General features: G+C 52.6%; 20 protein-coding genes. 18 read left to right on the top strand and 2 right to left on the bottom strand.

Features of this window, described 5'->3' with window-relative positions:
• Positions 1-99: 99 nt before the first annotated feature.
• From BAQU_RS08010 to BAQU_RS07990, 5 genes are all read left to right on the top strand, one after another.
• On the top strand, positions 100-1,752 hold the full coding sequence (locus BAQU_RS08010) for a xylulokinase (protein WP_094694513.1): 1,653 nt from the start codon (positions 100-102) through the stop codon (positions 1,750-1,752).
• A gap of 143 nt (positions 1,753-1,895) precedes the next feature.
• A complete protein-coding gene (locus tag BAQU_RS08005; RefSeq protein WP_094694549.1) occupies positions 1,896-2,588 on the top strand; it encodes an L-ribulose-5-phosphate 4-epimerase in 693 nt (230 codons plus the stop codon).
• 57 nt (positions 2,589-2,645) lie between these two features.
• Positions 2,646-4,160 carry an L-arabinose isomerase gene (araA, locus tag BAQU_RS08000; protein WP_094694511.1) on the top strand — a complete coding sequence of 505 codons (1,515 nt, stop codon included), beginning with the start codon at positions 2,646-2,648 and terminating at the stop codon, positions 4,158-4,160.
• Between the two features lie 303 nt (positions 4,161-4,463).
• A complete protein-coding gene (locus BAQU_RS07995; RefSeq protein WP_094694547.1) occupies positions 4,464-5,381 on the top strand; it encodes an aldo/keto reductase in 918 nt (305 codons plus the stop codon).
• A gap of 34 nt (positions 5,382-5,415) precedes the next feature.
• Positions 5,416-6,189 (top strand): HNH endonuclease family protein, encoded by a 774-nt coding sequence (locus tag BAQU_RS07990; RefSeq protein ID WP_094694545.1) that lies wholly within the window; start codon positions 5,416-5,418, stop codon positions 6,187-6,189.
• 162 nt (positions 6,190-6,351) lie between these two features.
• Here the strand turns inward: BAQU_RS07990 and BAQU_RS07985 are convergent, their stop codons facing one another.
• Entirely contained in the window at positions 6,352-7,956 is a 1,605-nt protein-coding gene (locus BAQU_RS07985) for an MDR family MFS transporter (RefSeq protein ID WP_338022702.1), read from the bottom strand.
• A 240-nt stretch (positions 7,957-8,196) separates the two neighbouring features.
• Here BAQU_RS07985 and BAQU_RS07980 point away from each other — a divergent pair, with 240 nt between their 5' ends.
• From BAQU_RS07980 to BAQU_RS07915, 13 genes are all read left to right on the top strand, one after another.
• Positions 8,197-9,603, top strand: coding sequence for a sensor histidine kinase (locus BAQU_RS07980; protein WP_415446928.1), 1,407 nt, complete (start codon positions 8,197-8,199; stop codon positions 9,601-9,603).
• A gap of 53 nt (positions 9,604-9,656) precedes the next feature.
• A complete protein-coding gene (locus BAQU_RS07975) occupies positions 9,657-10,367 on the top strand; it encodes a response regulator transcription factor (RefSeq protein ID WP_094694507.1) in 711 nt (236 codons plus the stop codon).
• A gap of 297 nt (positions 10,368-10,664) precedes the next feature.
• Positions 10,665-11,795, top strand: a complete 1,131-nt coding sequence (locus tag BAQU_RS07970; RefSeq protein WP_094694505.1) for a phosphate ABC transporter substrate-binding protein PstS — start codon at positions 10,665-10,667, stop codon at positions 11,793-11,795.
• A gap of 213 nt (positions 11,796-12,008) precedes the next feature.
• Positions 12,009-12,962 (top strand): phosphate ABC transporter permease subunit PstC, encoded by a 954-nt coding sequence (pstC, locus tag BAQU_RS07965; RefSeq protein ID WP_094694503.1) that lies wholly within the window; start codon positions 12,009-12,011, stop codon positions 12,960-12,962.
• Positions 12,959-13,939, top strand: a complete 981-nt coding sequence (pstA, locus tag BAQU_RS07960; RefSeq protein WP_094694501.1) for a phosphate ABC transporter permease PstA — start codon at positions 12,959-12,961, stop codon at positions 13,937-13,939. The genes pstC and pstA overlap by 4 nt, the downstream gene beginning before the upstream one ends.
• Before the next feature lie 58 nt (positions 13,940-13,997).
• The gene (gene pstB, locus BAQU_RS07955) at positions 13,998-14,777 is read left to right on the top strand and encodes a phosphate ABC transporter ATP-binding protein PstB (protein WP_094694500.1); all 780 of its coding nucleotides are present in this window, start codon (positions 13,998-14,000) and stop codon (positions 14,775-14,777) included.
• 429 nt (positions 14,778-15,206) lie between these two features.
• The gene (locus BAQU_RS07945) at positions 15,207-16,607 is read left to right on the top strand and encodes an NCS2 family permease (protein ID WP_094694496.1); all 1,401 of its coding nucleotides are present in this window, start codon (positions 15,207-15,209) and stop codon (positions 16,605-16,607) included.
• Between the two features lie 435 nt (positions 16,608-17,042).
• Complete coding sequence (locus BAQU_RS07940; RefSeq protein WP_211277144.1) at positions 17,043-18,698, top strand: ABC transporter substrate-binding protein; 1,656 nt, start codon at positions 17,043-17,045, stop codon at positions 18,696-18,698.
• A 13-nt stretch (positions 18,699-18,711) separates the two neighbouring features.
• Positions 18,712-19,665 (top strand): ABC transporter permease, encoded by a 954-nt coding sequence (locus BAQU_RS07935; RefSeq protein WP_094694494.1) that lies wholly within the window; start codon positions 18,712-18,714, stop codon positions 19,663-19,665.
• Positions 19,662-20,555, top strand: coding sequence for an ABC transporter permease (locus tag BAQU_RS07930; protein WP_094694492.1), 894 nt, complete (start codon positions 19,662-19,664; stop codon positions 20,553-20,555). The genes BAQU_RS07935 and BAQU_RS07930 overlap by 4 nt, the downstream gene beginning before the upstream one ends.
• Before the next feature lie 11 nt (positions 20,556-20,566).
• Entirely contained in the window at positions 20,567-22,198 is a 1,632-nt protein-coding gene (locus BAQU_RS07925) for an ABC transporter ATP-binding protein (RefSeq protein WP_094694539.1), read from the top strand.
• Positions 22,199-22,245: 47 nt separating this feature from the next.
• Positions 22,246-23,865 carry a gamma-glutamyltransferase family protein gene (locus BAQU_RS07920; RefSeq protein ID WP_094694490.1) on the top strand — a complete coding sequence of 540 codons (1,620 nt, stop codon included), beginning with the start codon at positions 22,246-22,248 and terminating at the stop codon, positions 23,863-23,865.
• Between the two features lie 151 nt (positions 23,866-24,016).
• Positions 24,017-24,754 carry a GntR family transcriptional regulator gene (locus tag BAQU_RS07915; RefSeq protein ID WP_094694488.1) on the top strand — a complete coding sequence of 246 codons (738 nt, stop codon included), beginning with the start codon at positions 24,017-24,019 and terminating at the stop codon, positions 24,752-24,754.
• Between the two features lie 191 nt (positions 24,755-24,945).
• On the opposite strand, the gene BAQU_RS07910 is transcribed toward BAQU_RS07915, so the two are convergent.
• Positions 24,946-25,989, bottom strand: a complete 1,044-nt coding sequence (locus BAQU_RS07910; RefSeq protein ID WP_094694486.1) for an aggregation-promoting factor C-terminal-like domain-containing protein — start codon at positions 25,987-25,989, stop codon at positions 24,946-24,948.
• Positions 25,990-26,248: the final 259 nt, after the last annotated feature.

Genomic DNA, 26,248 nt, shown 5'->3' with positions numbered 1-26,248 from the left:
AGCCTTAAGGAATAACCGCCGCATGCCCGAACTGTGAGAGAACAACACAACTGAGCTTAAGGAATATCTATTCCCGCAACGTCGCACAAAGGAGCTTTTATGGCACACATCCATGATGTACTGAATGATCACCATGATGATTCAACAAGCGAGGCAGCCAGTGCCATTCACTGTGGCAAAACATCGCTCGGCATTGAATTCGGTTCCACCCGCATCAAGGCTGTCCTTATCGATGAGCAGTATCGAACACTGGCCAACGGTGATTTTGAGTGGGAGAACAAGCTTGACAATGGCCTGTGGACCTATTCGCTGGAAGACGTGTGGAAAGGTGCTCGTTCAGCCTATGCCGCATTGGCGGCATCGGCTCTTTCGCAATACGGCGAGCGGCTGAAGCACATCGGAACCATTGGTTTTTCTGGCATGATGCACGGCTATCTTGCTTTCGACAAGGAAGGCAATCTGCTTGTTCCATTCCGAACATGGCGTAATACCAATACCTCGCAGGCGCATAAGAGACTTTCCGAACTTTTCCAATACAACATCCCAGAGCGTTGGTCCATTGCGCACTTGTATCAGGCAATCCTGAACAAGGAGGAGCATGTTTCGAAAGTTGCATACATGACGACCCTCTCGGGTTACGTGCATTGGAAGCTCACCGGGCGCAAGGTGCTCGGCATTGGCGATGCATCGGGAATGTTCCCTATCAATCCTGAAACCAAAAACTTTGAATCAGCAATGCTTGATGCCTTCGAAAAATTACCCGAGGTTGCTCAGTATGACTGGAATATCAAGGATGTTCTTCCCGAACCTCTGGTGGCTGGAAGTGAAGCGGGCACTCTGAGCGCCGAGGGTGCGCTCCTGCTTGATCCAACCGGCAATCTCGAAGCCGGATCGCCGCTTGCCCCACCAGAGGGAGATGCGGGAACAGGCATGGTGGCAACGAATTCCGTGCGTGTGCGAACGGGAAACGTATCCGCAGGCACATCCATCTTTGCCATGGTGGTGCTGGAACACAAACTGGCGGCGCTCCATTCCGAGATTGACGTGGTGACCACGCCAGCCGGGGATTTGGCGGGCATGAGCCATGCCAACAACTTCACTTCGGATCTCAATGCCTGGGCACGAGTCTTTAGCCAATTTGCCGAGTCGATTGGCGTGACCTTGAAGACCGACGAACTGTATGCAGCACTCTTTAACGCAGCGCTCACAGGGGATCCAGATGCCGGCGGACTGATCAACTACTGCTTCTATTCAGGAGAATTCCTCGCAGGACTTACCGAAGGCCGTCCAGTTTTTGCGCGAGGCCCAGAGAGCAGGATGAACTTTGCCAACTTCATGCGCGCTCAACTGTTCTCGGCGTTCGCTCCGGTCACGATTGGCATGAACATTCTCGTGAAGGAGGAGCATGTCAAGGTGGATTCTTTGATAGGTCACGGTGGAATCTTCACCACTCCCAAGGTTGCCCAGAAGATTCTTGCCGCCGCCTTCAACACTCCCATAACCGTGATGTCTACGGCTGCAGAGGGTGGGGCCTGGGGCATGGCAGTTCTGGCCGATTACCTGAAGCATACCGACAAGCCATTGGAGCAGTATCTCGATGATTGCGTGTTTGCAGATGCCCAGGGCACAACAGAAACGCCCGACCCGAAGGATGTTCAAGGATTCGAGGTCTTCTTCGATCGTTTTATGGCAAGCCTTGCAATTGAGAAGAAGGCGGTCGAGACCATTCCGCTCGAAGAGGATGGCGAGTAGGACAATACGCAGCGTGACGTCGTTACGTGATGTCGCTGCATGACGCCGCTGCATGACGCCGCTGCGCATATTCCAACGTATTTCTACAAGCCATTCTCTCCAACACAGAGGTACGGAGTTACACAATACAAGGAAGGATAATGATGGTTACTCTTAATGATTTTGGCCCTGAGGTCCGGGCCGAGGTGAAGCAGGTGCGCGAAACGGTGGCGATCCTGCATGAGCAGCTGTTGAAATGGAATCTCGTCGTATGGACTGCGGGCAATGTCTCTCAGCGCCTTCGTTCCGCCGATTTGATGGTAATCAAGCCATCCGGTGTCCGCTATGAATATCTGACGCCGCAGTCGATGGTCGTCACTGATCTTGACGGCAACGTTGTTGACGGTTCCGAGGCGCCCAGTTCCGATACCGCATCCCATGCCTACATCTATCGCAATATGCCCGATGTCTATGGTGTCGTCCATACGCACTCAACCTATGCAACCGCGTGGGCTGCCACAGGAAAGAACATTCCCTGCGCGCTGACGATGATGGGTGACGAGTTTGGCGGGCCGGTTCCTGTCGGACCATTCCGTCTGATCGGTTCCGAGGCAATCGGCAAGGGCGTCGTTGATACCTTGAAGCAATACCCGAAGTCACCTGCGGTGCTCATGCAGAACCATGGGCCATTCACCATCGGCAAGGATGCCGAATCGGCAGTCAAGGCTGCGGCAATGACGGAGGAAGTTGCCCATACAGTATGGGCGGCCGAACAGCTCGGTGACGTGATCGAGATTCCACAGGCCGATATCGATAAACTCAACGATCGTTATCAGAACGTTTACGGGCAGCACTGAAGAACATCAGCTCATACGAGTAACAACCTACAAGGTGGTAGGAAGGAATTACACATTATGTCAATGGTCAATCCGTTTGAAGCAAAGGAATTGTGGTTTGCCGTCGGGTCGCAGGATCTCTATGGCGAAGATACGCTGCGCGAGGTTGCACAGCAGTCCGCAGACATTGCGGATGCTCTGAATGCATCGGAAAGGATTCCGGTCAAGCTGGTGTTGAAGCCGACCCTCAAGGACTCCGAATCAATCAAGAACTTCATGATCGAGGCTTCTGCCTCGAAGACATGCATCGGTGTCGTCGCATGGATGCACACCTTTAGTCCTGCAAAGATGTGGATCCGCGGACTTGAGGAATTGAAGAAGCCGCTCTTGCAGCTCAATACCCAGCATCACCTGGAGATTCCATGGGAGACCATGGACATGGACTTCATGAATCTCAACCAGGCTGCTCATGGTGATCGCGAATTTGGCTATATCGTGACCCGTCTGGGCATTGCACGCAAGATCGCCATCGGTCATTACACCGATCCCGATGTTGCTGAGAAGATCGGTGTGTGGGCTCGTGCCTGCGCTGGCTGGGATGCGGCCAATACCATGAAGATCTGCCGCTGGGGCGACAATATGCGCAACGTTGCCGTGACCGAGGGTGACAAGACCGAGGCCGAGCGCGTATTCGGCACCTCAATCAACACGTGGCCGGTCAACGAGCTGGTTGCCTATGTTGACGCGGTGAAAGAGGATCAGGTCAAGGCAATCATCGAGGATTACAAGAAACTCTATGATGTGGCTCCCGAACTTCTGGACTCACGCTATGACTCTCTCTACACCGCAGCTCAGGAAGAAGCGGGTATGCGCAATATGCTCGACGATCTGGGCGCAACCGCAGCAGTCGACAACTTTGAGGATCTTGGAGCCTTACGCCAGCTTCCGGGAGTTGGAGCGCAGCGTCTCATGGCCGATGGTTATGGCTTCTCGGCAGAGGGCGACTGGAAGACCTCGCTGCTTGTTCGGGTTGGCAATGTCATGGGTTATGGTCTCGAGGGGGGCTGCTCGCTCATGGAGGACTACTCATACAACTTTGTGCAGGGCAAGGAGAAGATCCTTGGCGCTCATATGCTCGAGGTTTCTCCATCGCTCAAGACCGATGGCAAGCCACGCCTCGAAATTCATCCATTGGGCATCGGAGGCAAGGAAGATCCAGTTCGCCTGGTCTTCACTGCAACTGCGAAGAACGATGCCGTTGTCATCGCCATGTCCGATGTACGCGAGCGCTTCCGTCTGACGATGAATGTGGTCGACGTTGTGCCCCCCGACAAGGAATTGCCGAATCTGCCTACCGCCCGTGCACTCTGGGAACCACGTCCAAGCCTCAAGGTGTCAGCAGAGTGCTGGCTTCGTTCCGGTGCCGCACACCATACATGCATGACCACGACTGTCGGTCGTGAAGCCTGGGAAGACTTTGCACGCATTGCCGGTGTTGAGCTTGCAACGATTGATGAGAACACCAAGCCTGACCGTTTCGTGAAGGATCTGGAACTCTCCGAGATCTATCATCGTCTTGATAATCGTCACTGATTCCATTGTCTTCTGACTAACCCGCTTTGCAAGCGTTTGCATGGCGGGTTAATTGTTGAGATTTCGAGTTTTGTGGCAATGTGAAAGTATAAAGCTCGAATTTCCGCTGCTTTTGGTCGAAATTTCAAGGTTTTGCGGCACATATACTTTGGAATTGCTGCAAAACTTGAAATCTCGATCTGAGCGCGGGCTTTCGTAAGATGATGGCGCCATATTCGACCACATTCGAGCAATATGCTGTGACCTTTGTAGTGTTGTCATTAGTGTTGGAGTTGTTTATAGGCATGCATGGATATTTTCACGATGTCAACCATCGAACGGGAAGGACCCACTGTGGACGAAGACCGCGGCACAATACAAGACAAGACACCACGCATAACGCTCGCCGATGGAAATGCAATCCCTCAGGTGGGGCTGGGGGTTTTACGAATCGATGACGATGACACGGCTCCAGTGGTGGAATCGGCGCTTGAGGTCGGATATCGCCACATTGACACCGCTGCCGGTTACGGCAATGAGCAGGGTGTTGGCAAGGGTTTGGAGAGGAGCGGATTCAATACTGGCGAGCGGAGGGCGAGTCTGTGGCTCACCACCAAGCTCAAGGATTCGGAGCAGGGTTATGACACAGCGTTGAAGGCTTTTGATCGTCAGATCGGTCTGCTCCGAACTGATTATGTCGATATGTATATGATTCATTGGCCCACGCCATTCAACTGGCGATCGGCGGATACATGGAGGGCATTCGTTCGGCTTCGCGACGAACGCAGAGTGAGGACACTCGGCGTCTGCAATTTTCTGCCAGAAGATCTTGACCGACTGTACAGGCAGACCGGTGAATATCCTGCGGTCGATCAGATCGAGCTGCATCCAACATGGCAGCAGCATGAAGTCACTCAGTATTGCACAGAGCATGGTATAGCCGTTCAGGCATATTCACCACTGGCCAGGGGAGCCGATTTCCATGCGGGCGGGGGATTGCTCGCAGAGATTGCCAGGAACCACAGTAGGGAAGGCAGAACGGTTTCCGAAGCACAGGTGATTCTGCGCTGGCATATTGAAAACGGTACGATCATCATTCCAAAATCGGTGCATCGCGAGCGTCAGATCGAAAACCTGAATCTTTTCGATTTCGAACTCTCAGCGAGTGAGCACGATGCGATAACCGAACTGGATGGTCCGACACGTGCGGGGCATGATCCGCGAACCTTCTCATATTCGTGAGTCTGGGTATGTCTTCGATCCAATGGTGTCGACCATGAGTTCAAGACGAATCTCACCACCGACAAGACCGCATCGAAGCTGGCAACGCGCACGGCATCATCGCAGGGACAAGTCACTTGCACGGCTCTGTGCTTTGATGGTGATTGCGGTGGTGCTTGGCATCGTCACTGGAGTGCTGCTGCCGAAATTCAGTGACCACATCAACGATCTCAGCGGCGGGTATCATGCAACGGGTGCAGCGGCAACTGCCATGCAGCTGCTGCGCGTGAGCGATATTGTGCCGACCTCAACCAAGTATGACCGTGCATCATTCGGTTTTCGTGAAACTGATGTTGACGGCAATGGCTGCGATGTGAGAGACGATGTTCTGACACGAGACTTCAGCTCGGTGAAGTTCACCTATACCGGTAGCTGCATCGTTCAATCTGGCGTTCTCAAAGATCCTTATACTGCACAGACGATGAATTTTGTGCGTGGTGCGAAAACGAGTGCGAAGGTGCAGATAGACCATGTCGTAGCGCTCGAGAACGCATGGAAATCAGGAGCACACGCCTGGACGAAGGCCGAAAAATATCGATTTGGTAATGATCCTTACAATCTTCTTGCAGTCAATGGCAGCGCAAACCAAGAGAAGGGCAGTGCCTCGGCCGCGTACTGGCTGCCCAGCAACAAGGCGTATCAATGCAGCTATGTGTCCAGACAGATCGCGGTAAAAACCAAATATCGCTTGACAATTACCAAGTCTGAGAGGCAGGCGATGCTCATCGTGCTTCACGGTTGTCCACATCAGAAGTTGCCGAAAGAGTAGCGCGCCTGCACAGCGGTTTGATGGGCACAGTGGTTTAGTGGACACAGTGGTTTAGTGGACACAGCGGTTCGTGGGCACAATAGTTTTGTGGGCACAGCCGTTCACCCCCACACCCGAGTCACAGACGGCAATAACGAATCAGGGTCTTCCGAACTCATAACCCTAAGCTGCGTCATCCTTGGACACGTGGGAAAGATACGGAACATGGGAAATCACATGTTTCTCTGAAAATTCCTCGATGCTGTGCACAATGGGTGCCGAATGCAGGTCGGGCAGATGCACGATGCGCATCTTGCGCAATGCCACGCGCGCCATGGCGCGTCCGCTGCCTGCTCCATCACCTTTCACGCCCAGGAAGATAAGAATGAACATGGCCACGCAGATCAGCGATGACACCCGTAGAATCCAGTCGATGCCGAAGATGCTTGCCGGCACCGCGGTGCTTGCTCCGCCTCCCATTGCAGATCGGCGTGCAGCCACAAAACTCTCCATGAGGATGACCAGCACCGGTGCGCCCATGGCTCCTGCAAGCTGCCGGACGGTATTGGTCACGGCAGAGCCTGCAGAAACCTCCTCCGGCTCGAGACAGTTGAGTGCCCACGTTGTTATTGGCATCAACACGAAGCCCATGCCTACCTGCCGAACAAACTGGCAGATGGAGACCCACCAAATCCAGGTATCGAGTCCAACAAGACTCATACCAATCGTGCCCAATGTCAGCACCAGACTACCGGTGATGGCAACCGGACGGGCGCCGAAACGGTCAAGGGATCGACCTCCAAAGAATTGTGCGATTGCCATGCCCAGAGCCCCGGGAAGCATGATCAGACCACTCATGGTTGCCGAATATCCACGGTCTGTCTGAATGTACAGCGGCATGATCACCATGATCGAGCTGAAAGCAAAGAATGATAGGGAAGCGGCGATGGTTCCAATCGTGAAACCACGATTGCGGAACACGGCAAGATCGAGTAACGGTGCCGTCAGATGCATTTGACGCAGCACGAACCATATGATGCCGGCGATGCCTATGATCATGGGAAGCCAGGTCATCGGACTCTCAATCGAATAGGCCTGAATGTTGGTGAAGCCGAAGAGCAGCCCGCCAAAGCCGACTACGGAAAGACTCGCCGAGAAGAAGTCCGCGTGCATTTTTTCGTTGCGGGAGCCGAAATTACGTAGCCAGAACATCGAAACGATCATGCATATTGCACCGAGAATGGTCAATGAGAAGAATATCGAACGCCACCCGTGGCTATCAGTCTGCAATCCGCCCAATGTTGGCCCCAGTGCTGGAGCTACGCTCATGGCAAGGCCAACGGTTCCCATCGCCACTCCGCGTTTGGCCAGCGGATATATGGAAAAGACGGTTATCTGCAGAACCGGCCACATCACACCTGTACCTACAGCCTCGAGTGTTCGACCTGCCAGAACAAGAATGAAGGAGGGCGAAAGCCAGCTGAGTAATGACCCAGTAGTGAAAATGGCCATTGACGCAATCACAATCTCGCGGGTCGTGAAGCGCTTGGTAAGGAAGGCCGTCAAAGGAATCATGACGCCCATGACGAGTTGGAAGATGGAAGTCATCCACTGACCGGTGGTGACTGAAATATTGAATTCGCGCACCATCGTCGGCAGTGCACTGGTCAATTGCAGCTGGGTGAAGTTGCCTACGAAGGTGATGAAGGTCAGAATAGAAATAGAGATAAGTGCTGGACGAGTCAGCTTTCCGTGTGCGAACGCCTTGCTTCCTGTAACCGTTTCCATTGGACCATGCCAGCGTGCGCGCATTAACTCACTTCTCTCGAATTCATCAAACATTCAACAATACTTCAGCAAGAAATTTTCACCCCAAAAAACTCCTGCGAAATATACGATTCTATCTGCATGGGCAGATATATATTCAGGCATCCCTGTGTATGATCATTGCCTTGCGGCAATATCATGGAAGCGAAGCAGTCAGGGAATCGTCAAGACTTCAGGGGAGAAGACACTATGCAAATCGGCATACTGACGTGGCAGATCGGTCTTGCAGCAGCAATGGCGGTATTGGTGATATGCCTTTTATTCTGGGGATTCTATAGGCTTGGTGCTTCGCGCACAGCGAAGCGCGATGCTGCTTGTGACGAACGACGCGATTCTATTTTCGGTAAAACCGTCGTGACTGCGCAGGCTGAGCGTGGTCTGATTCAGATTATGTATGGCGGTGTCATTGTGCTTGGCCCCGAGCGGGCAGTGGAATACGCCAGTCCCGTTGTCGAGGAATTGAAACTTATTGACAATGGCCGTCTCATCTCCGAAGAACTGATCGACATGCTCAACCAGACCACAGCTGATGGCGTATTGCGAGAGCGGGAAATTGAATGCGATCGCAATGGATATGCCGATCCGGCTGCAAAGCCGGGGAGCGTGGCATCGTTGCACTCCCAAGGCATCTCTGGGCTGGGAGTGCAGCCAGGAACGGTTCTGCCGTCAAAGAAAGTGAATCTGAGAGTTCGTGTGGGCAGGGTGGCCGGTGAAATCTATGCGATCCTGATTCAGGACACCAGCGAGCAGCGAAGCTTTGAACGTATGCGACGCGATTTCGTCACCAACGTCTCTCACGAGCTGAAAACGCCTGCAGGGGCAATTGCGCTGCTTGCAGAAACAGTCTCGGACGCGTCGGACGATCCCGATGCGGTTCGCTATTTCTCAGGAAGAATTTCAAAGGAATCAGAGAGACTGACGGGTTTGGTCGGCAGATTGATTGAATTGCAGAAGGCCGAGGAAACGCTGGACATCTCTGACGACAAGCAAACGAATGTTCTGGATACGGTAGCTGATGCTATACGGGAGAATCTCGTTCAGGCAGAATCAAAGCAGATTGAGATAATGCTCTCCATGAATGGCCAGCGAATCGCCGTTGACGATGAAACGCATGCCAAGGATTGCCCGAGTCCCGTGTTGATCGTGAGCAATGCCGATGCATTGAAGACAGCCGTGAAGAATCTCGTGGAGAACGCCATCAGATATTCGCCGGTGAAGACGCATGTCGCGGTGGGAATCGTTGCCGATGATCAGAATATTCGCATCAAGGTGGTTGATCAGGGAATTGGGATACCGGAACGCTCGCTCAGCAGGGTCTTTGAGCGATTCTATCGCGTCGATCCCGCGCGCTCGCGAGAAACGGGTGGGACTGGTCTGGGCTTGAGCATTACCAAGCACTGTGTGCAGGAGTGTGGTGGAACCATCGCTGTATGGTCCAGGGAAGGTGAGGGCTCAACCTTCACCATAACGCTGCCTCGGCACTCGAAAGTCAACGATGTGCACGAGACTGATGTTGACGCTGCCGCAATGAAGGCTGCCAAGGCGGTCGAGGCTGAAGGCAAAACCGGTAGTGTAGGGAATGCTTCCAAAGCAGCCCGGGCTCAATAGGCTGCAGCAACATAGGTGATTAGAGAATGGTGACGTTCACGGGAAGGTGTTGAATGACTCGCATACTGATTGTGGAGGATGAGGAATCATACAGAGAGCCTCTGGTATATCAGCTGAATAGAGAAGGCTATGATGTTTCCGCAGCCGCGACAGGTGAGGAAGGTCTCGATATATTTACCAAGGGCGGTGTCGATTTGGTGCTCTTGGACCTGATGCTCCCAGGTTTGGATGGTATTGCTCTGTGCAGGCGGATACGCGAGCAGTCACGTGTTCCCGTCATCATGTTGACGGCAAAAAGTTCGGAAATCGACAAGGTTGTCGGGCTTGAAATCGGGGCTGATGACTACGTTACCAAGCCGTACTCTTTCCGTGAGCTTCTGGCAAGAATCCGTGCCGTGCTCAGGCGCAACCAGAGCAATCATGCCGCAGAACAGGGGAGTCCGGTTCATGCAGACATGCCCTTGACCTGTGGTGATGTATCCATGCAGGTTGGCGAGCATGCAGTGCAGGTTCGAGGTGGTGATGTGTTTTTCCCACTCAAGGAATTCGAACTTCTCGAATATCTCTTGCAGAACAAAGGCAGAGTGATGACCAGACATCAGCTCATTGATCGCATCTGGGGCTCTGACTATGTTGGCGACACAAAAACCTTGGATGTGCATGTGAAACGGGTACGTTCCAAGATTGAGACCGATCCGGCGCATCCAAAGTATCTGACCACGGTTCGTGGTCTTGGCTACAAAATCGACGAACCCGGTCAATGAACGCATGAATTGAGTCCGAAACCTGTCTTGTCGCGATGAGATTGCGTGGAATGACCCGCAATCCCGGCTTTGGGCACACAAACTCGAAAGCTCGACGGAAATCACGAGATATAAGCACCTGTTCATGCTCCGTTAACCTTATTCGCTTCCCGAGGCCTGATTCACCCAATACGCTTGGAGCTGTCATGAACTTCCATGTGCCATGTTCACGATGGGTGGGGTCGGTTGAGATCGCCACAATGTATTGAGGAAGGCACTCAGGCGGGTAACCGTCAAGGATGATAGAGGAAAGAATATATGCGTAACAATGCGTTGATCCGTTCCGTCGCTGCAATTTCTGGTTTTGCCATGTTGGCAGCCCTTGCAGCTTGCGGTGACAACACAAGTGCAACATCGTCAAGTTCAGCTTCAACTTCTGCCACTGCTTCAATATCTGGTGAATTCGCAGGAGCAGGTGCATCGTCACAGCAGAGTGCCGTTGAGGCTTGGATTGCAGGCTTTGCTGACAAGCAGCCTGATGCAAAAATTTCGTACGACCCATCCGGTTCAGGTGCAGGTGTGAGCACCTTCCTTACCGGTTCGACAGTCTGGGCTGGCTCCGATGCCGCAATGACATCAGACCAGGTATCACAATCAAAGTCGGTTTGCGCAACAGGCACCGCCTTCGATGTTCCTGTGTACATCTCCCCAATCGCAATCGTCTACAACCTCAAGTCAGCCGGTCTCAACGGAACCAGCAAGCACTTGAATCTCGACGGTGAAACCATCGCCAAGATCTTCGATGGCAAGATCACCAAGTGGAACGATTCTGCAATCGCCAAGATGAACCCAGATGCCAAGCTTCCTGACCTGGCAATCACCGTCGTCCACCGTTCTGACAAGTCCGGTACCACCAAGAACTTCGTCAGCTACATCAAGGACACCGCAGATGCTGCATGGCCTTATGAGGTCGGCGAGAACTGGCCGAACAACGTTGGTCAGGGTGCCAAGGGAACTTCCGGCGTGATCACCACTGTCAACCAGGCCGAAGGAACCATTGGCTACGCCGATGCCTCACAGGCTGGATCCCTTGGAACAGCAGCCGTCAAGGTTGGGGATGACTACGTTCCTTATTCAGCGGATGCTGCTGCCAAGGTTGTCGATGCTTCTCCCAAGGATGACACCGCAACTCAAAAGAATCGCGTCGTCATCAAGATCGACCACAACACGACCGAGTCCGGCGCATATCCAGTCGTCCTCGTCTCGTACGACATCGCCTGCCCTGCATATAAGACCGCCAAGAATGGCGAGTTCGCAAAGCAGTGGCTCACCTATGTTGTCAGCGAAGAGGGTCAGAAGACCGCTGCCGACAGTGCAGGTAGCGCCCCAATGTCAGCTTCTCTGCGCGCTGATGTCATGAAGTCAATCAACGCGATCAAGACCAAGTGAACGACTTTCGCAGGGTTTCTGATTGTTGAGCGAATGCTGAAGTGACAAACGTCATGATGAATGAACAATCCGTTTCATGGGTGGTCGCGGCCACCGGTGGGGCGGATTGTTTGCCGACAAGGCAGAAAATTCATTGTCCGTTTGCCTGTAGGCATTCCGATAAGGTATACAGTGAGACTCAATGCGTGAATCGCATACGATGAAGGAGAAGCCTTGAGTTCGCAGACAACGGTGACACAGAACACTACATCGGGTAAGTCCGGCGACAAAGTGTTCAAAGGTCTGGCTTATGGGGCCGGAATCATGATTCTGGTGGCATTGGCCGCCGTGACTTTATTTCTTTTAGTTCGAGCGATGCCTCTGCTCACTGGCAGTCAAAAGGCCAATGAGGACACCATCGTCTCATTCACAGGTGGACAGGCGCATAATTTCCTGCAATATGTTGGACCGCTCGTCTTCGGTACGATTCTTATTTCGGCTTTGGCCTTGTTGCTCGCTTTTCCAATATCGGTTGGCATTGCACTCTTCATTTCGCACTACGCTCCGCGAAAGCTTTCAACCGCGTTAAGCTATGTAGTTGATCTTCTTGCAGCAATCCCTTCTGTTATCTATGGTCTGTGGGGCGGTATCGTGCTGGTGCCTCATATCACCGGTTTCTGGAAATGGGTCGCCCAATATCTTGGTTGGATTCCTTTGTTCAAAGGACCCGCCGCAGACCCATCACGTACCGTCGGCACGGTATCCGTCGTGCTTGCGGTCATGATTCTTCCGATCATCACCTCTGTTGCACGCGACATTTTCCTGCAAGCCCCCCGCCTCCAGCAGGAGGCCGCCTTGGCCATGGGAGCTACGAAATGGGAAATGATCAAACTTGCGGTGCTTCCCTTTGGACGCTCGGGCCTCATTTCTGCTTCGATGCTTGGCCTTGGTCGCGCATTGGGCGAGACGATGGCCGTACTCATGATTCTTTCGCCCGGCATGTCGTATTCCGTCAAGCTGCTGCAGGCTTCGCAGAATCAGAGCATTGCCGCGAACATAGCCGCGCAGTTCCCAGAGGCAAATGACCTTGGGGTTTCGACGCTGATTGCGACCGGCCTGGTTCTATTCCTCATTACATTCCTCGTGAACTTCATAGCTCGTAAGATCACTGAGAAAGCGAGAGCATGATGTCTGATTCTCATCCAACGATTGACTTCGATAAGTTCAAGCCGACCAGATCCTACATTGCCGCACGCAAGCGCAAGGACTGGACGATGAGGGTTTTCATCATCGCGGCATTCGTCATTGCTTTGATACCGCTTGTCTCGGTACTCTGGACGACGATTTCATCGGGTGTAGCCCGGTTGAATCTCAACTTCCTGAGCTACAACATGTCTGGTGTCGTTGGCGGCAATGCAACGCCTAGTGGCGGTTATGGCGGCATTGTGCATGCCATCATTGGCACGCTCCTGGTGACCCTTGGCTCGATGATCATCTCGATTCCGCTTGGTTTGATGTGTGCAGTCTACCTGGTCGAGTACTCACACAATGGTGGTCTCGCCCGCGCCATCGGTCTGTTGGTTGACGTGATGAGCGGCATCCCCTCCATCGTTGCTGGCCTGTTTGCATACGCTCTGTTCAACACCTTGGTCGGGCCGGGAACGGTGAATGGATTTGTCGGTTCGGTTGCCCTCTCGCTGTTGATGATTCCGACCGTGGTCAAGACTTCCGAGGAAATGTTGAAGATAGTTCCCAATGACCTTCGCGAGGCTGCCTATGCGCTTGGCGTTACCAAGCAGCGAACGATTACGAAGATTGTGCTCAGAACCGCACTTCCCGGCATCGTATCCGGTGTGATTCTTGCCATTGCACGTGTTATCGGTGAAACCGCTCCACTGCTCATTGCTGCGGGCTTTATCTCGACGACGAACTTGAATCTCTTCAGCGGCCGCATGACCACCTTGCCTGTGTATGTCTATCAGGAGTATTCGCAGGGACTGGCCACTTGCTCGGCCACAGCGCTGCAGGCGACTCCTCCGTGCCTGCCACAGATTCGCATGGAACGTGCCTGGGCAGCGGCCTTGGTGCTGATCATCATCGTGCTGTTGCTGAATCTGATTGGTCGTCTGGTAGCCAAGCTTTTCGCGGTAAAGACTGAAAACTAAACTTTGAAGACTGTGTCATCACTGATTCCAGCAGGGATCGTGAAGTAAAGGAACAAATATGGGACAACGCATAGATGTTAATCATCTGAACGTCTACTACGGGAAGTTTCTCGCAGTTGAAGATGTGAATATGGCCATCGAACCAAACAAGGTCACCGCCTTCATCGGCCCGTCCGGCTGCGGCAAGTCAACGGTCTTACGAACCCTGGATCGTATGCACGAGATCATTCCTGGTGCATATGTCAAGGGTGAGGTGCTTCTGGAAGGTCAGAATCTGTATGCACAGGACATTGATCCTGTCTCGGTTCGTCGTGATATTGGCATGGTCTTCCAGCGTCCAAACCCATTCCCCACCATGTCGATTCGCGACAATGTGCTTGCAGGCGTTCGTCTGAACAATCGTCGTCTCAAGCAGTCGGATGCGGATGATCTGGTTGAGTGGGCCTTGCGCGGCGCGAATCTGTGGGAAGAAGTCAAGGATCGTCTGGGCAACCCGGGCATTGGTCTTTCGGGTGGTCAGCAGCAGCGTCTGTGCATTGCCCGCGCAGTAGCAGTGCATCCGCAGGTGCTGCTTATGGATGAGCCTTGCTCCGCTCTGGATCCCATTTCGACGCTTGCCGTCGAGGATCTGATCAACGAGCTGAAGAAGGACTACACGATCGTCATCGTTACGCATAACATGCAACAGGCCGCTCGTGTTTCTGATTACACCGCATTCTTCAATCTGCGAGCGGTTGGGGAGCCTGGTCATTTGGTCGAGATGAATGACACGACGACAATCTTCTCCAATCCTGTGGAGAAGGACACCGAACGCTACATCTCCGGTCGTTTCGGATGATCGCGCGCGCTGCATGAGCGCTTCGCGCAAGAAAATCCATGCCAAAGGCGTGGATTTTCTGCGATTTTGGCCCTTGCAGATTATTTTGCTGCCTGATCTCGGGTTTCTCCGAGTATACGATGATTTCGGTGTTGATATATCAACGATTATTTTTCCGAATTTGAAACACAGGCAACAAAATAATTACAGAGACGTCCGTCACCAAATTTGAGGGTTCACAGTGCTGCGAAATTCGGTGAATTCTGATTCCTGCCGTTGAGACTCTGCTGAGAATTCCGGCATATGTTAATTTCTCTTTACAAATATTTCGAGCTCACCACCTTGATGTGTGACCTAACGCACATTCCAGTGTGAGCGGCAACAATTGCGGGCTATTGCCGGTGATATGCTCTCTTTGTCCAACACATCTATAAGTAGGGAGAAGAGAGTATGGACAGGTTCTTCAAATTGAAGGAGAACGGGACTAGCGTCTCAACAGAAGTGGTTGCAGGTATCACAACCTTCTTCGCAATGGCATACATCATCGCGGTAAATCCAGAAGTACTTTCTAAAACGGGAATGCCTTGGGGAGCAGTATTTCTCGCAACAATCATCGCATCCATCATCGGTACGCTCGTCATGGGCTTGGTCGCAAACGTGCCCTATGCTCTGGCTCCTGGAATGGGTCTGAATGCCTTCTTCACCTTCACCGTCGTGAAGGGTCTCGGCTTCACATGGCAAGAGACTTTGAGCATGGTGTTCATCTGTGGTCTGATCAACATCATCATCACAGCCACCAAGATCAGAAAGCTGATCATCAAGTCAATTCCGCCAATGCTTCAGCACGCAATCGGCGGCGGTATCGGTATCTTCATCGCCTATGTTGGGCTGCTCAATGTCGGCATCATCAAATTCAGTCCAGACAAGACGGCACCGGCACTCGCCAACCCTGGTCTGACCATATTCAATACCAGCACCACCGTTTTGTTCCTTATTGGACTGCTGCTCGCCATATTCTTCTTGGTGTTCAAGTTCAAAGGCCGCCTTTCATTCATCAATAAAGGCGGCTTTGTCATTGCCATCGCGTTGACATCCATCATCGGTATTCCCATGGGTGTCACGACAATGAGTGCGGCAACCAATCTTGGCCAGTCATTCACCGAGCTTCCACAGACCTTCCTGGCTATCTTCACCCACGCAGGTTTCGGTTCTCTGTTCTCTGACCCGGCAAAGCTTCCTATCGTGATCATCACGATCTTCGCGTTCTCTCTCTCTGATACCTTCGACACCATCGGCACCTTCGTTGGTACTGGCCGTCGTTCCGGTATCTTCTCGCAGGCTGATGAGGAAGCGCTTGAGAACGGTTCCGGTTTCAGTTCAAAGATGGACAAGGCTCTCTTCGCAGATGCAACGGCAACATCAGTCGGTGCTCTCATTGGAACGTCAAACACCACCACCTACGTTGAATCTGCAGCAGGCATCGCCGCTGGCGGCCGTACAGGTCTAACCTCGGTTGTGGTTTCAATCTGCTTCGCATTGAGCGCCTTCCTTGCACCCGTTGTTTCCGCAATCCCTTCTGCGGCAACAGCTCCAGTGCTTGTGCTCGTTGGCTGCATGATGATGAGCTCGTTCCGCGAAATCAAGTGGGACGACATCACCGAAGCAATTCCTGCCTTCTTCACGTCGGTGTTCATGGCGTTTGCCTACTCGATTTCCTATGGCATCGCAGCGGGCTTCCTGGTCTATTGCCTTACCATGACCTTCAAGCGCAAGGCCAAGGAAGTCAACATCGTCATTTGGATTGTAGCTTTGCTCTTCGTGCTTGATTTCGTGCTTCAGGCAGTGCTGTAGCCTTGTGTGTCGGCAGTTGGTTTCCGCTGCGATTCTGACTGCTCAATCTGCTCAATCATGAATGGATCCACATAGGATCAGTGCGCCCAGCCTTTTCGAGGAGTTTCCACAACTCGAACGGGCTGGGCACACTTGTATCGATCTCCAGATCTTTTACGGCAACAATGTGCGTCCGGTCGTTTCCCATCGAATGTTGTGCAGATTGAGCAGATTGTGCTTTGGAAGTCGCGTTTCGAGCAAATTCGGGTGAAAACTGACTTCCAAGGCACAACCTGTGGTATACCCTCGATCGCACATTTCGTATGCACAAAGTTAACGATGTGAATTGTGGTGTTATCCATTGGTAACAATTGAAACAACATCATTGTATACAGTATGCAATCAACAGCACACGTACCACGTCATGGGCTGTTTGATAAAAAAAGGGGAGATGAAATGCAGAAATCTGCAATCAAAATATTAACTGCCGTTGCTGCTGCATCTATGGTGTTGGGATTCTCGGCTGGATGCGGAAGTGCAGTCCAGAACAACGCAACGAATTCCGATGCTCAAAAGTCAGTTTCCAAAGAAGTGACCGGTATCGCAATCGGCAATCAGAAAATCAAGAATGGTGGCACACTGACCATCGGTCTTTCCTCTGATCCCGACAAACTCGATCCGACGCTCTCATCTTCACTGTATTCGAGATATGTGTTCCAGAATACCTGCGAAAAGCTCTATGACATCAACAGCAAGGATGAAACAGTGCCGTTGCTGGCTTCGGGCAAGCCGAAGATTTCCAGTGATGGTCTGACATATTCGTTCAATGTACGCAAAGGCGTGAAATTCGGTGATGGCACGGCATTCAATGCCGCTGCAGTGGTAAAGACGCTCGAACGCGATCTGACCAACAAGGCATCCGCGCGCAAGACAGAGCTTGGTCCCATCACCAAGGTTTCCGCAACGGGCGAATATAGCGTTCAGATTGACCTATCCAAGCCATATGCACCCCTTACGGCTGTGCTTGCGGATCGTGCCGGAATGATCATGTCTCCGAAGGCACTTGACAGTCTGGGTGATAATTTCGCTTCGGCACCAGTCTGCGTGGGAGCCTACAAGGTGGTGCAGCGCGTTCCATCGACCAGCATCACCCTTGAGAAGGATCCCAACTATTATGATGCGAAGGATGTCCACTTCGACAAGATCGAGTACAAGATCATCACCGATGCATCCATTCGCGCTCAGAACCTCAAGTCCGGTGACATTCAGGTTGCTGACTCCCTTACACCCCAGGATGCCAGCTCAGTCAAGGGCAATTCCGCGCTCAGTCTGATGTCTGTTCTCTCTCTAGGCAACCAGGGCATATACATCAACCTTGCAAACGCCAAGGGAGTGGGTCAGCCCACGCAGCAGATAGATTCGCCCATCGCCAAGAATGCCAAGATTCGTGAGGCGCTTGACATGTCCATCAACCGAACCCAACTCGTCAACAGTGTTTTCGGCGGCATGTATGAATCTGCCTGTTCCTTCATCTCTCCCGAAAGTCCTTACGCTTCCAAGGCGAGCAACACCTGTGTGAAGTATGACCCTGCCAAGGCGAAAAAGCTGCTGAAAGAGGCAGGTGTCACCACGCCTTACAAGATCAAGGTCCAAGTGACGAACACGTCTCTCAACGAGCAGCTCATGCAGGCGATTCAATCTCAGGTCAAGGCCGGCGGTTTTGACCTTGAGATCGATCCTGTGGAATATACGACATTGCTCTCGAACGTCGATCAGGGTACGTATGGAGATGCAGCGCAGCTTGGCTGGTCGGGAAGAATCGATCCAGATGGCAATGTCACGAGTTTCTTCAAGACCGGCGCAGCGATGAATTATGCAGGCTACAGCAATAAGACCGTGGATTCGCTGCTCACCGAGGCAGCATCGACCAATGATCTTACCAAGCGCTCCAAACTCTACGGTGAAGCATCACAGCAACTTCGTGAAGACGATCCGTACATCTACCTCTATCGCATGCGTTACCTCACTGGTGTGAGCAAGAAGATCGCAGGCGTGTATGTCTATGGCGATGGAGTGCTTCGTGTCTCGCATGCAGCATTTCTAGCCAAGTAAGCGAGCATCGTACATGCTGAAATACATGGTCACTCGATTGTGGCAATCCGCAATAGCAATTGTTGTTTCGTCAATACTTGTCTTCTTGGTCGCTCGCATGCTGCCAGGCGATCCTGCCCTGGCTCTTGCCGGTGAGGAGGCAACGCCTGAGAGACTTGCCGCTGCGAGAGCGCAGATGGGTCTCGATCAGCCTCTATGGATTCAGTATGTACGGTTTATCGGTCGTTGCCTCCATGGCAATTTCGGTGTGTCGCTGCGAACCGGCTCTTCCGTCAATGGCATGCTGGCAACGACGATTCCCGTCACCCTTGAGCTTTCTTTCATGGCCATAGTTCTGGCTGTGGTATTCGGAATCCTTCTCGGCGTGATTGCGCAGCGCTACGATGCCCATTGGCCGTCGTGGATTGTCGACGGCATATCGGTCGCTGGCCTTTCGATTCCCAACTTCTGGCTGGGAATGCTGGCAATACAGGTTCTGTGCGTAAGTCTTCGTCTTTTCCCTGCCTCGGGCTATGTCTCACCATTCGTCAACGTTGGGCAGAGCATATATCATCTGATTCTCCCTGCCAGTGTGCTCGCCTTCCAATTGGTTGCCGCCATCGCTCGGCAGATGAAGACTTCGATGAAAAAGACCATGGCCTCCGATTACATCACGACTGCGCGTGCAAAAAGCATCAGTCCCGCCCGCATTCTCTTCTCCTATGGAATCCGCAACTCATTGGGTGTTGTCGTCACCATCGTCGGGCTCCAACTGGGGAGCCTTCTTGCAGGTGCCGTGGTGACTGAATCCATCTTCGGGCTGCCTGGATTTGGCAAGATGATCCTCGATAGTGTCTTCTCTCGCGATTATCCCGTCATTCAGATTGTCGTGCTCATCATCACGGTTGCCTACATCCTGATCAACTTCGTTGTGGACGTGCTGTATTCCTATCTCGATCCGCGCATTGCAGTGGGAGGCCAGCAATGAATTTCCTCACCAAATCCTCTTCAAAGAAAACCCGTGGAACAGCGGCCGCCATCAGCACTGCCGATGCCTCACGGCAGCGGGGCTTCTGGAACAGGCTTCTGCATTCCCCAACGGGAATCATTGGTCTGAGCTTATGCCTCATCATTATTCTCGTGGCATTGAGTGCCAATATCATAGCTCCCTATTCGCCAGACAAGACGAATCTCTCGGCGGTGTACCAAATTCCTGGCACGGTTGGCTACCCGCTGGGAACCGACAATCTTGGACGTGACATATTTACGAGAATCCTGTTCGGCATGCGAGCTTCACTTCTTGTTGGTGTGCTGACCGTCGTCTTTTGCGACGTGATCGGCGTGCCGCTTGGACTCATGGCTGGCCAGTGGAAGTTCTGTGACGGGATAATCTCACGAATCACCGATATCATGCTCTCCTTCCCCTCGCTCATCATCGCCGTTGGCCTTGCTGCCATTCGTGGCGCAAGTCTCAATAACGTGGTGATAGCTCTGGGAATTGCCCATGTACCGCAGATGATTCGAATCGTTCGCGGAGAAGTCCTTCGAGTTTCTGCGTTGGATTATGTCGTCGCGTCCTACACCATGAATTCAACGAAGCAGCGGACTCTGTATCGGCACATTCTACGGAACATCCTTCCTGCAATCATCGTGCAGGATACGATCATCGTTCCTGCAGCTGTACTTGGAGAATCGGTGCTTTCATTCCTGGGTTTGGGTATTCAGCCGCCGACGCCCAGTCTTGGAGTGATGCTTTCCGATGCGCAGCAATATGTCAGCGTGGATCCATACATGGGCATTTTCCCCGGTCTGATGATTGCAGTCATATGTCTGAGCTTCAACATCCTCGGGGACGCCGTCAAGGATTGCTTGCAATGAAAGGAGTTGACATGCAAACGAATACCAAGGTCGAAGCGAGTGATTCGGCTCCTGCCGTAAGCGTCCAGGGCCTCACCGTTGCGTACGGCGAGAAGGAAGTGCTTCACGGCGTTGATCTTAGCGTCGGCAAAGGTGAGATCTATGCGGTTGTTGGCGCCTCTGGATCAGGAAAATCAACATTCCTCTCAACGATCCTTGGCCTCTATGCCAGTGACGAGAAGATACTCAGTGGAGATATCTCGATATTTGGCACTCAGACCAATGCCTTGCAAGACAAGTCTCGATGGGAATTCCGTCGCGACCATCTTGGCTATGTTCCTCAGGATCCTATGACCAATCTCAATCCTTCGATGAGAGTGGGAAAGCAGATTGAGGACGCTTTGCTGGCTGGTGGACAAGTGAGCAGAAAAGAGGCCAGACGAGCCACCATCACCTTGATGAGCGAGGTGGGCATTGACGATCCTGAACGGAGAATGCATCAATTCCCGCACGAATTTTCAGGAGGCATGTGCCAGAGAATCCTCATTGCCATCGCGATATCAAGAAATCCTGCGCTCATCATCGCCGATGAACCAACCAGTGCATTGGATGTGACGGTTCAGAAGACGATTCTTGATCATATGGTATCGCTCGTGAAGAATCGAGGAATCACACTGCTCTTCATCACCCACAATCTTGGTCTGGCAGCCGAAAGGGCAGACCACATCGGAGTGATGCATGATGGCCGAATCATTGAGTCAGGTACTGCCGAGCAGATAGTGCTGCATCCGCAACAGGAATATACGAAGAGGCTCATCAGCTCGGATGTTGCCCTGAGCCATGGAAGCCAAGGCGAGCGCACGCTCACGAAGCCGGATGATATGCAGCCAGCTTTATTTGTGGATGATGTGTCCAAGCTGTTCACGATGGGTAGTTTCCATAAACAGGAGATTCTGGCTTCGAACCATATTTCGTTTACAGTGCCGAAAGGCACGACGACGGCCCTGGTCGGTGAATCCGGATCGGGTAAAACCACACTGGCACGCATGATCCTCGGTCTGGAACAGCCATCTTCGGGTAGAATCATCGTTGATGGCAACCTTGTCGATGCAGGTGACCGAGAAGCCATGAAAGTGATGCGAACATACCTTCAGCCGGTGTTCCAGAACCCCTATGCCAGTCTCGATCCTTCGTATACCGTGATGGATCTGATTCAGGAACCCTTGAACATTGTGGGAGAGGGAAGCGCGGAAGAACGCAGCAACAGGGTCCTCACGCTGCTTGACTACGTTGATCTGCCACATGCATTCGCACACAGGAGACCGGATCAGCTTTCCGGAGGCCAGCGGCAACGTATCGCCATAGCGCGCGCACTGGCGATCCACCCCAAGATGCTGATTCTGGACGAGGCAGTCTCTGCCCTGGATGTGCTTGTCCAGAATCAGATACTGTCGCTGCTGCGAAAGCTGCAGCAGGAGTTTGGATACACCTATCTTCTGATTACCCACGATCTTGGCGTGGCACGATACTTTTGCGACAACGTTGTGGTGCTCTACAAGGGAACGGTTCAGGAACAGGGAAGCATCGAGACGGTGTTCAACGATCCACAGTCGGAATACACAAAGAAGCTGCTCAATGCAATTCCTCATGCGAATTTTCGCTGAACGACACAACCACATTGAAGAATTATTCAACCTTAGGAAAGAAAATCATGTTTGATCCGCTATCTCAGCGCTATGCATCGAAACGTTACCCACTCTATGCCGGCCGGGCAATGGTCAATTGCTCCATGCCACAGGCATCTGCAGCGGGATTGCAAACGATGCTTAAAGGGGGCAATGCCTTTGATGCTGCAATCGCTGCTGCTGCTGCATTGACCGTCGTTGAACCGACCTCGAACGGCATCGGTGCCGATGCCTTCTGCATTGCATGGAGTGCCAAGGAGCACAGACTGGTCGGTCTCAATGCGAGTGGGCCAGCTCCCTTGGGACTTTCCATAGAACGGGTGATCGAGGATGGCAATGCAGTAGATGGTCATATGCCAAGGTTCGGCTGGACTCCCGTGACCGTGCCCGGTGCCCCTGCCGCGTGGGCTGCGCTGCATGATCGTTTCGCAAAGCTGACCTTCGCACAGGATCTTGCTCCCGCAATTGACTATGCAAGGAACGGATATCCCTGCAACCCCAACCTCTCTCTGCTGTGGAGCCGCGGACCGGCGCGATATGCTGCGACGCACGCACCCGAGGTGTTCGATGAGTGGTTCTCCACATTTACCAAGGATGGTCGCACCCCGCAGCCTGGCGATATCATCACTTTGCCGAATCATGCCAACACTCTTGAAAAGATTGCCGATACGCATGCCGAGGCGATGTATACCGGCGAGCTGGCCAAGGCGATAGACGCTGCAAGTCGAGCTTCAGGAGGATATATCAGATATGAGGATCTTGCACGATTCAAACCGGAATGGGTCGATCCGATAAGTGTTAACTACCGAGGCTATGACGTATGCGAGATTCCTCCAAACGGGCAGGGGATCGTCGCACTGATTGCGCTCAACATTCTGAAGAACTTTGCATTTGATGCCAAGGATGTTGCACTGACCTATCACCGACAGATCGAGGCAATCAAGATAGCTTTCGGCTGCGCCTTCGATTCGGTGACTGACCCGGATGATACGGATGTCGATTATGGAAAGTTTCTCACTCCAGAGTTCGGCATTGAACAGGCAGCTCGAATTGGTGACACGGCAGAGGTCCGCACTACGAGCACGCCATCGAATAGTGGAACCGTATACATGTGCTGTGCTGATGACGAGGGCAACATGGTCTCGTACATCCAGTCGAACTTCATGGGATTCGGCTCTGGCATAGTGATTCCCAATACCGGTATCGCGCTGCAGAACCGAGGGTATGACTTTTCTCTCGATCCAAGCAGGCCAAATGCATTGAAGCCTGGCAAGCGAAGCTACCACACCATTATTCCAGGATTCCTGATGAAGGATGGAGACCCGGTCGGTCCGTTCGGTGTCATGGGCGGCTACATGCAGCCACAGGGTCACGTGCAGGTTGCCATGAACTACATTGATTTCGGACTTGACCCTCAGCAGGCGCTTGATGCCCCGAGATGGCGATGGGATGACCACAATAACGTTCGGGTTGAGGATCGTTTCGATACATCCATTGCCCTTGAGCTTCAGCGACGGGGTCACCACATGCTGATGAGTATGGATCTATCTGATTTTGGCCGTGGACAGATGATAGTTTCGCCCGCTCCCGGAGTGTTGATTGGAGGAACGGAATCCCGCACCGACAGCAATATCTCCTGTCTGTAAGACTCAAGGGCTTGCATGTGTCCAATTTCGTGCAATCACTGACCAGGTGAACATGTGATCAACAGCTTCGCGATCGTATGAACACGAAGGCAAGCGTGTATCGTGGATACGATATCGTGACGGCGTCAGAGCAATCGAAAGAACAGGCACAATGAGTATTGATTCTTCTGTGAAATCGGCGAAATCGGCCAATTCTCCTTCATTGACAGAGTTGCTCCCTGTGGGCTTGAATCCCATTCCTAAGGCCAAGACCATACGAGATCAAGTCGTTGAGCGAATCACCCATTTGATCGTTTCTGGGGAATTGCCGGCCGGCACACGGCTTACCGAATTGGGTATGGCCAACATGCTGGGTGTGAGCAGAGTGCCGATTCGTGAGGCGTTCCTTATTTTGCAAGGGGACCAATGGATTGACATGCAGCAGTCACAGGGTGCGAAGGTCCATGTTCCCCGATCCAATGAAGTCGAAGAGATCTTTCAGGTTCGTATGGCACTTGAATCCGATGCAGCAGCTCTCGCGTCTGATCGGCATAACGAAGGCTCTGCAGAGCTTCTGAGACTGGCGCAGCAGGGTCGGCAGCTCATTCTTTCCAATCCTGAAGGCATGACGAAGGAGCTCTCGGATATCAACGAGCGTTTTCATGAGAAATTATCGCAGGATTCAGGAAATTCCATTTTGATCAAAATGATCGATCTGATGAACAAGAAAACGCAGATGTACTTTACGGTGAATATCACGACGAAAAGGGGCATCGAAGCTTGGGATGAGCATATAGCCATTGCGCATGCCATCATGAATGGCAGTAGGGATGAAGCGGCACATCTCACCCGAACTCATATACAAGCGTCCTGGGAGCATTTTCAGAGTCTGATGAATCAACGGCACTGAATTAACGGCACTGAATCAACGGCACTGGCTGCGTGTCTAGGCGAACGCATGCATGGGGCTCATGTGGTGCTCATGTGGTGCTCATGTGGTGCTTTTGCAGTCAGTCGTCACTTGAGTTTGCTCGAAAAACGACTCCCAAAACACAAGCTGCGCACCACGCGCAACATTCGGCAGGTAACGATCGGATGGATTTAGTACCAGCCGGTCGATTCAGAATGGGACCAGGCACCGCACGGGCTTGTGTAACCTCCCGCTATGTATCCAAGGCCCCAGGTGATTTGCGTTGCGGCATTGGTGGCCCAGTCCGATCCTGCGGATGCCATCTTGCTGCCCGGGAGAGCCTGAGGAATGCCATATGCGCCTGAAGGATTTGCAGCAGTCGTGCTCCAGCCCGACTCGCGATTCCATAGCTGCACGAGGCAGGTAAAGTCGCTTTCGCTCCATCCGCGTGCCACAACCTGGGAATGTGCAATGCTCTGCGCAGTGCCGACAGGGGTGGTGGATGTCGAAGATACGGAGACTGCAGTCGTCGTTGCAGCACTCGAGCTGGAAGTCGTGGCCTGAACCTTCCCCGTGCCAATGAGAATGACCTTGTTCACTGGAGCATTCTTGACATAGGAGGCGAAGATATTGCTCGAGGAATTCTTGCCACCGACCTTGGTAATAAGGCTCGTGGTCTCCATAACGCCGGCCTTACCCTCAGTTTTCACCTTGGTTGTGCCTGCGGGAAGGCTATCGGTCTTTTCCTCGATGGTGTTGAAAGGAATTTCGCTCTCAGAAGACTGAATCTCGCTATTCGAGCGTGAAATCTGGATGACCGTCGATTCCGTGACCTTGGTGTTGAGTCCGGGTGCAACGGTGTCGTCAGGCTCAAGTGTGATATCGCCTGCATCGAGCACCGATTTCACGGTGGTGAAATTATCGCCAAGAATGAGTTTTGATTTGCCGTTGATGATTACCTTGACGTAGGCCGTACCGGTGGAAGATCCCCCTTGACCTTCGTTGATTGCCTTGCGCACTGAATCTCTGGAAACTTCAAGACCTTGCATCTGCGTTGCAGAATACGATGTGACCTGAGTTTTCGCCTGGGCTTCTGGTTCGCTGTAGAAGCCGCGCGACACAATGCCCGCGGTGCCAGCCAGAATGAGTGCCGCGGCTCCTGCAATAAGCCTGGTTCGCTGTCTTCTAGTCAAGACCTTGAACACGGAAACTCGTTCTCTGCGGTGGCTTACCATCTTTCTCCTCTGTCTTCGACTACAGATTCCTCAAAGCAGCGTGTGCCGACATATTCCATATCGGGCCACAGTGCGGTTTCGCCCCGCGCTGGGCGGAAGCTCCACTGTGCATTGGCGCTAATGCTTACACAATTGCAATATCATAGCGCAGCCAACTTACTTATGCACATAAAAAGGTGTGTTGGGCATTTTTCCACATGGCATCAGAACAGACGACCGCCTACACAAAAAAGGCACGATATGACCATCGTGCCTTGAG

Origin of the sequence: Bifidobacterium aquikefiri, from assembly GCF_002259795.1 — a bacterium.
GTDB classification, from domain to species: Bacteria; Actinomycetota; Actinomycetes; order Actinomycetales; family Bifidobacteriaceae; genus Bombiscardovia; species Bombiscardovia aquikefiri.
This window is presented reverse-complemented; position numbering and strand designations above follow the sequence as displayed.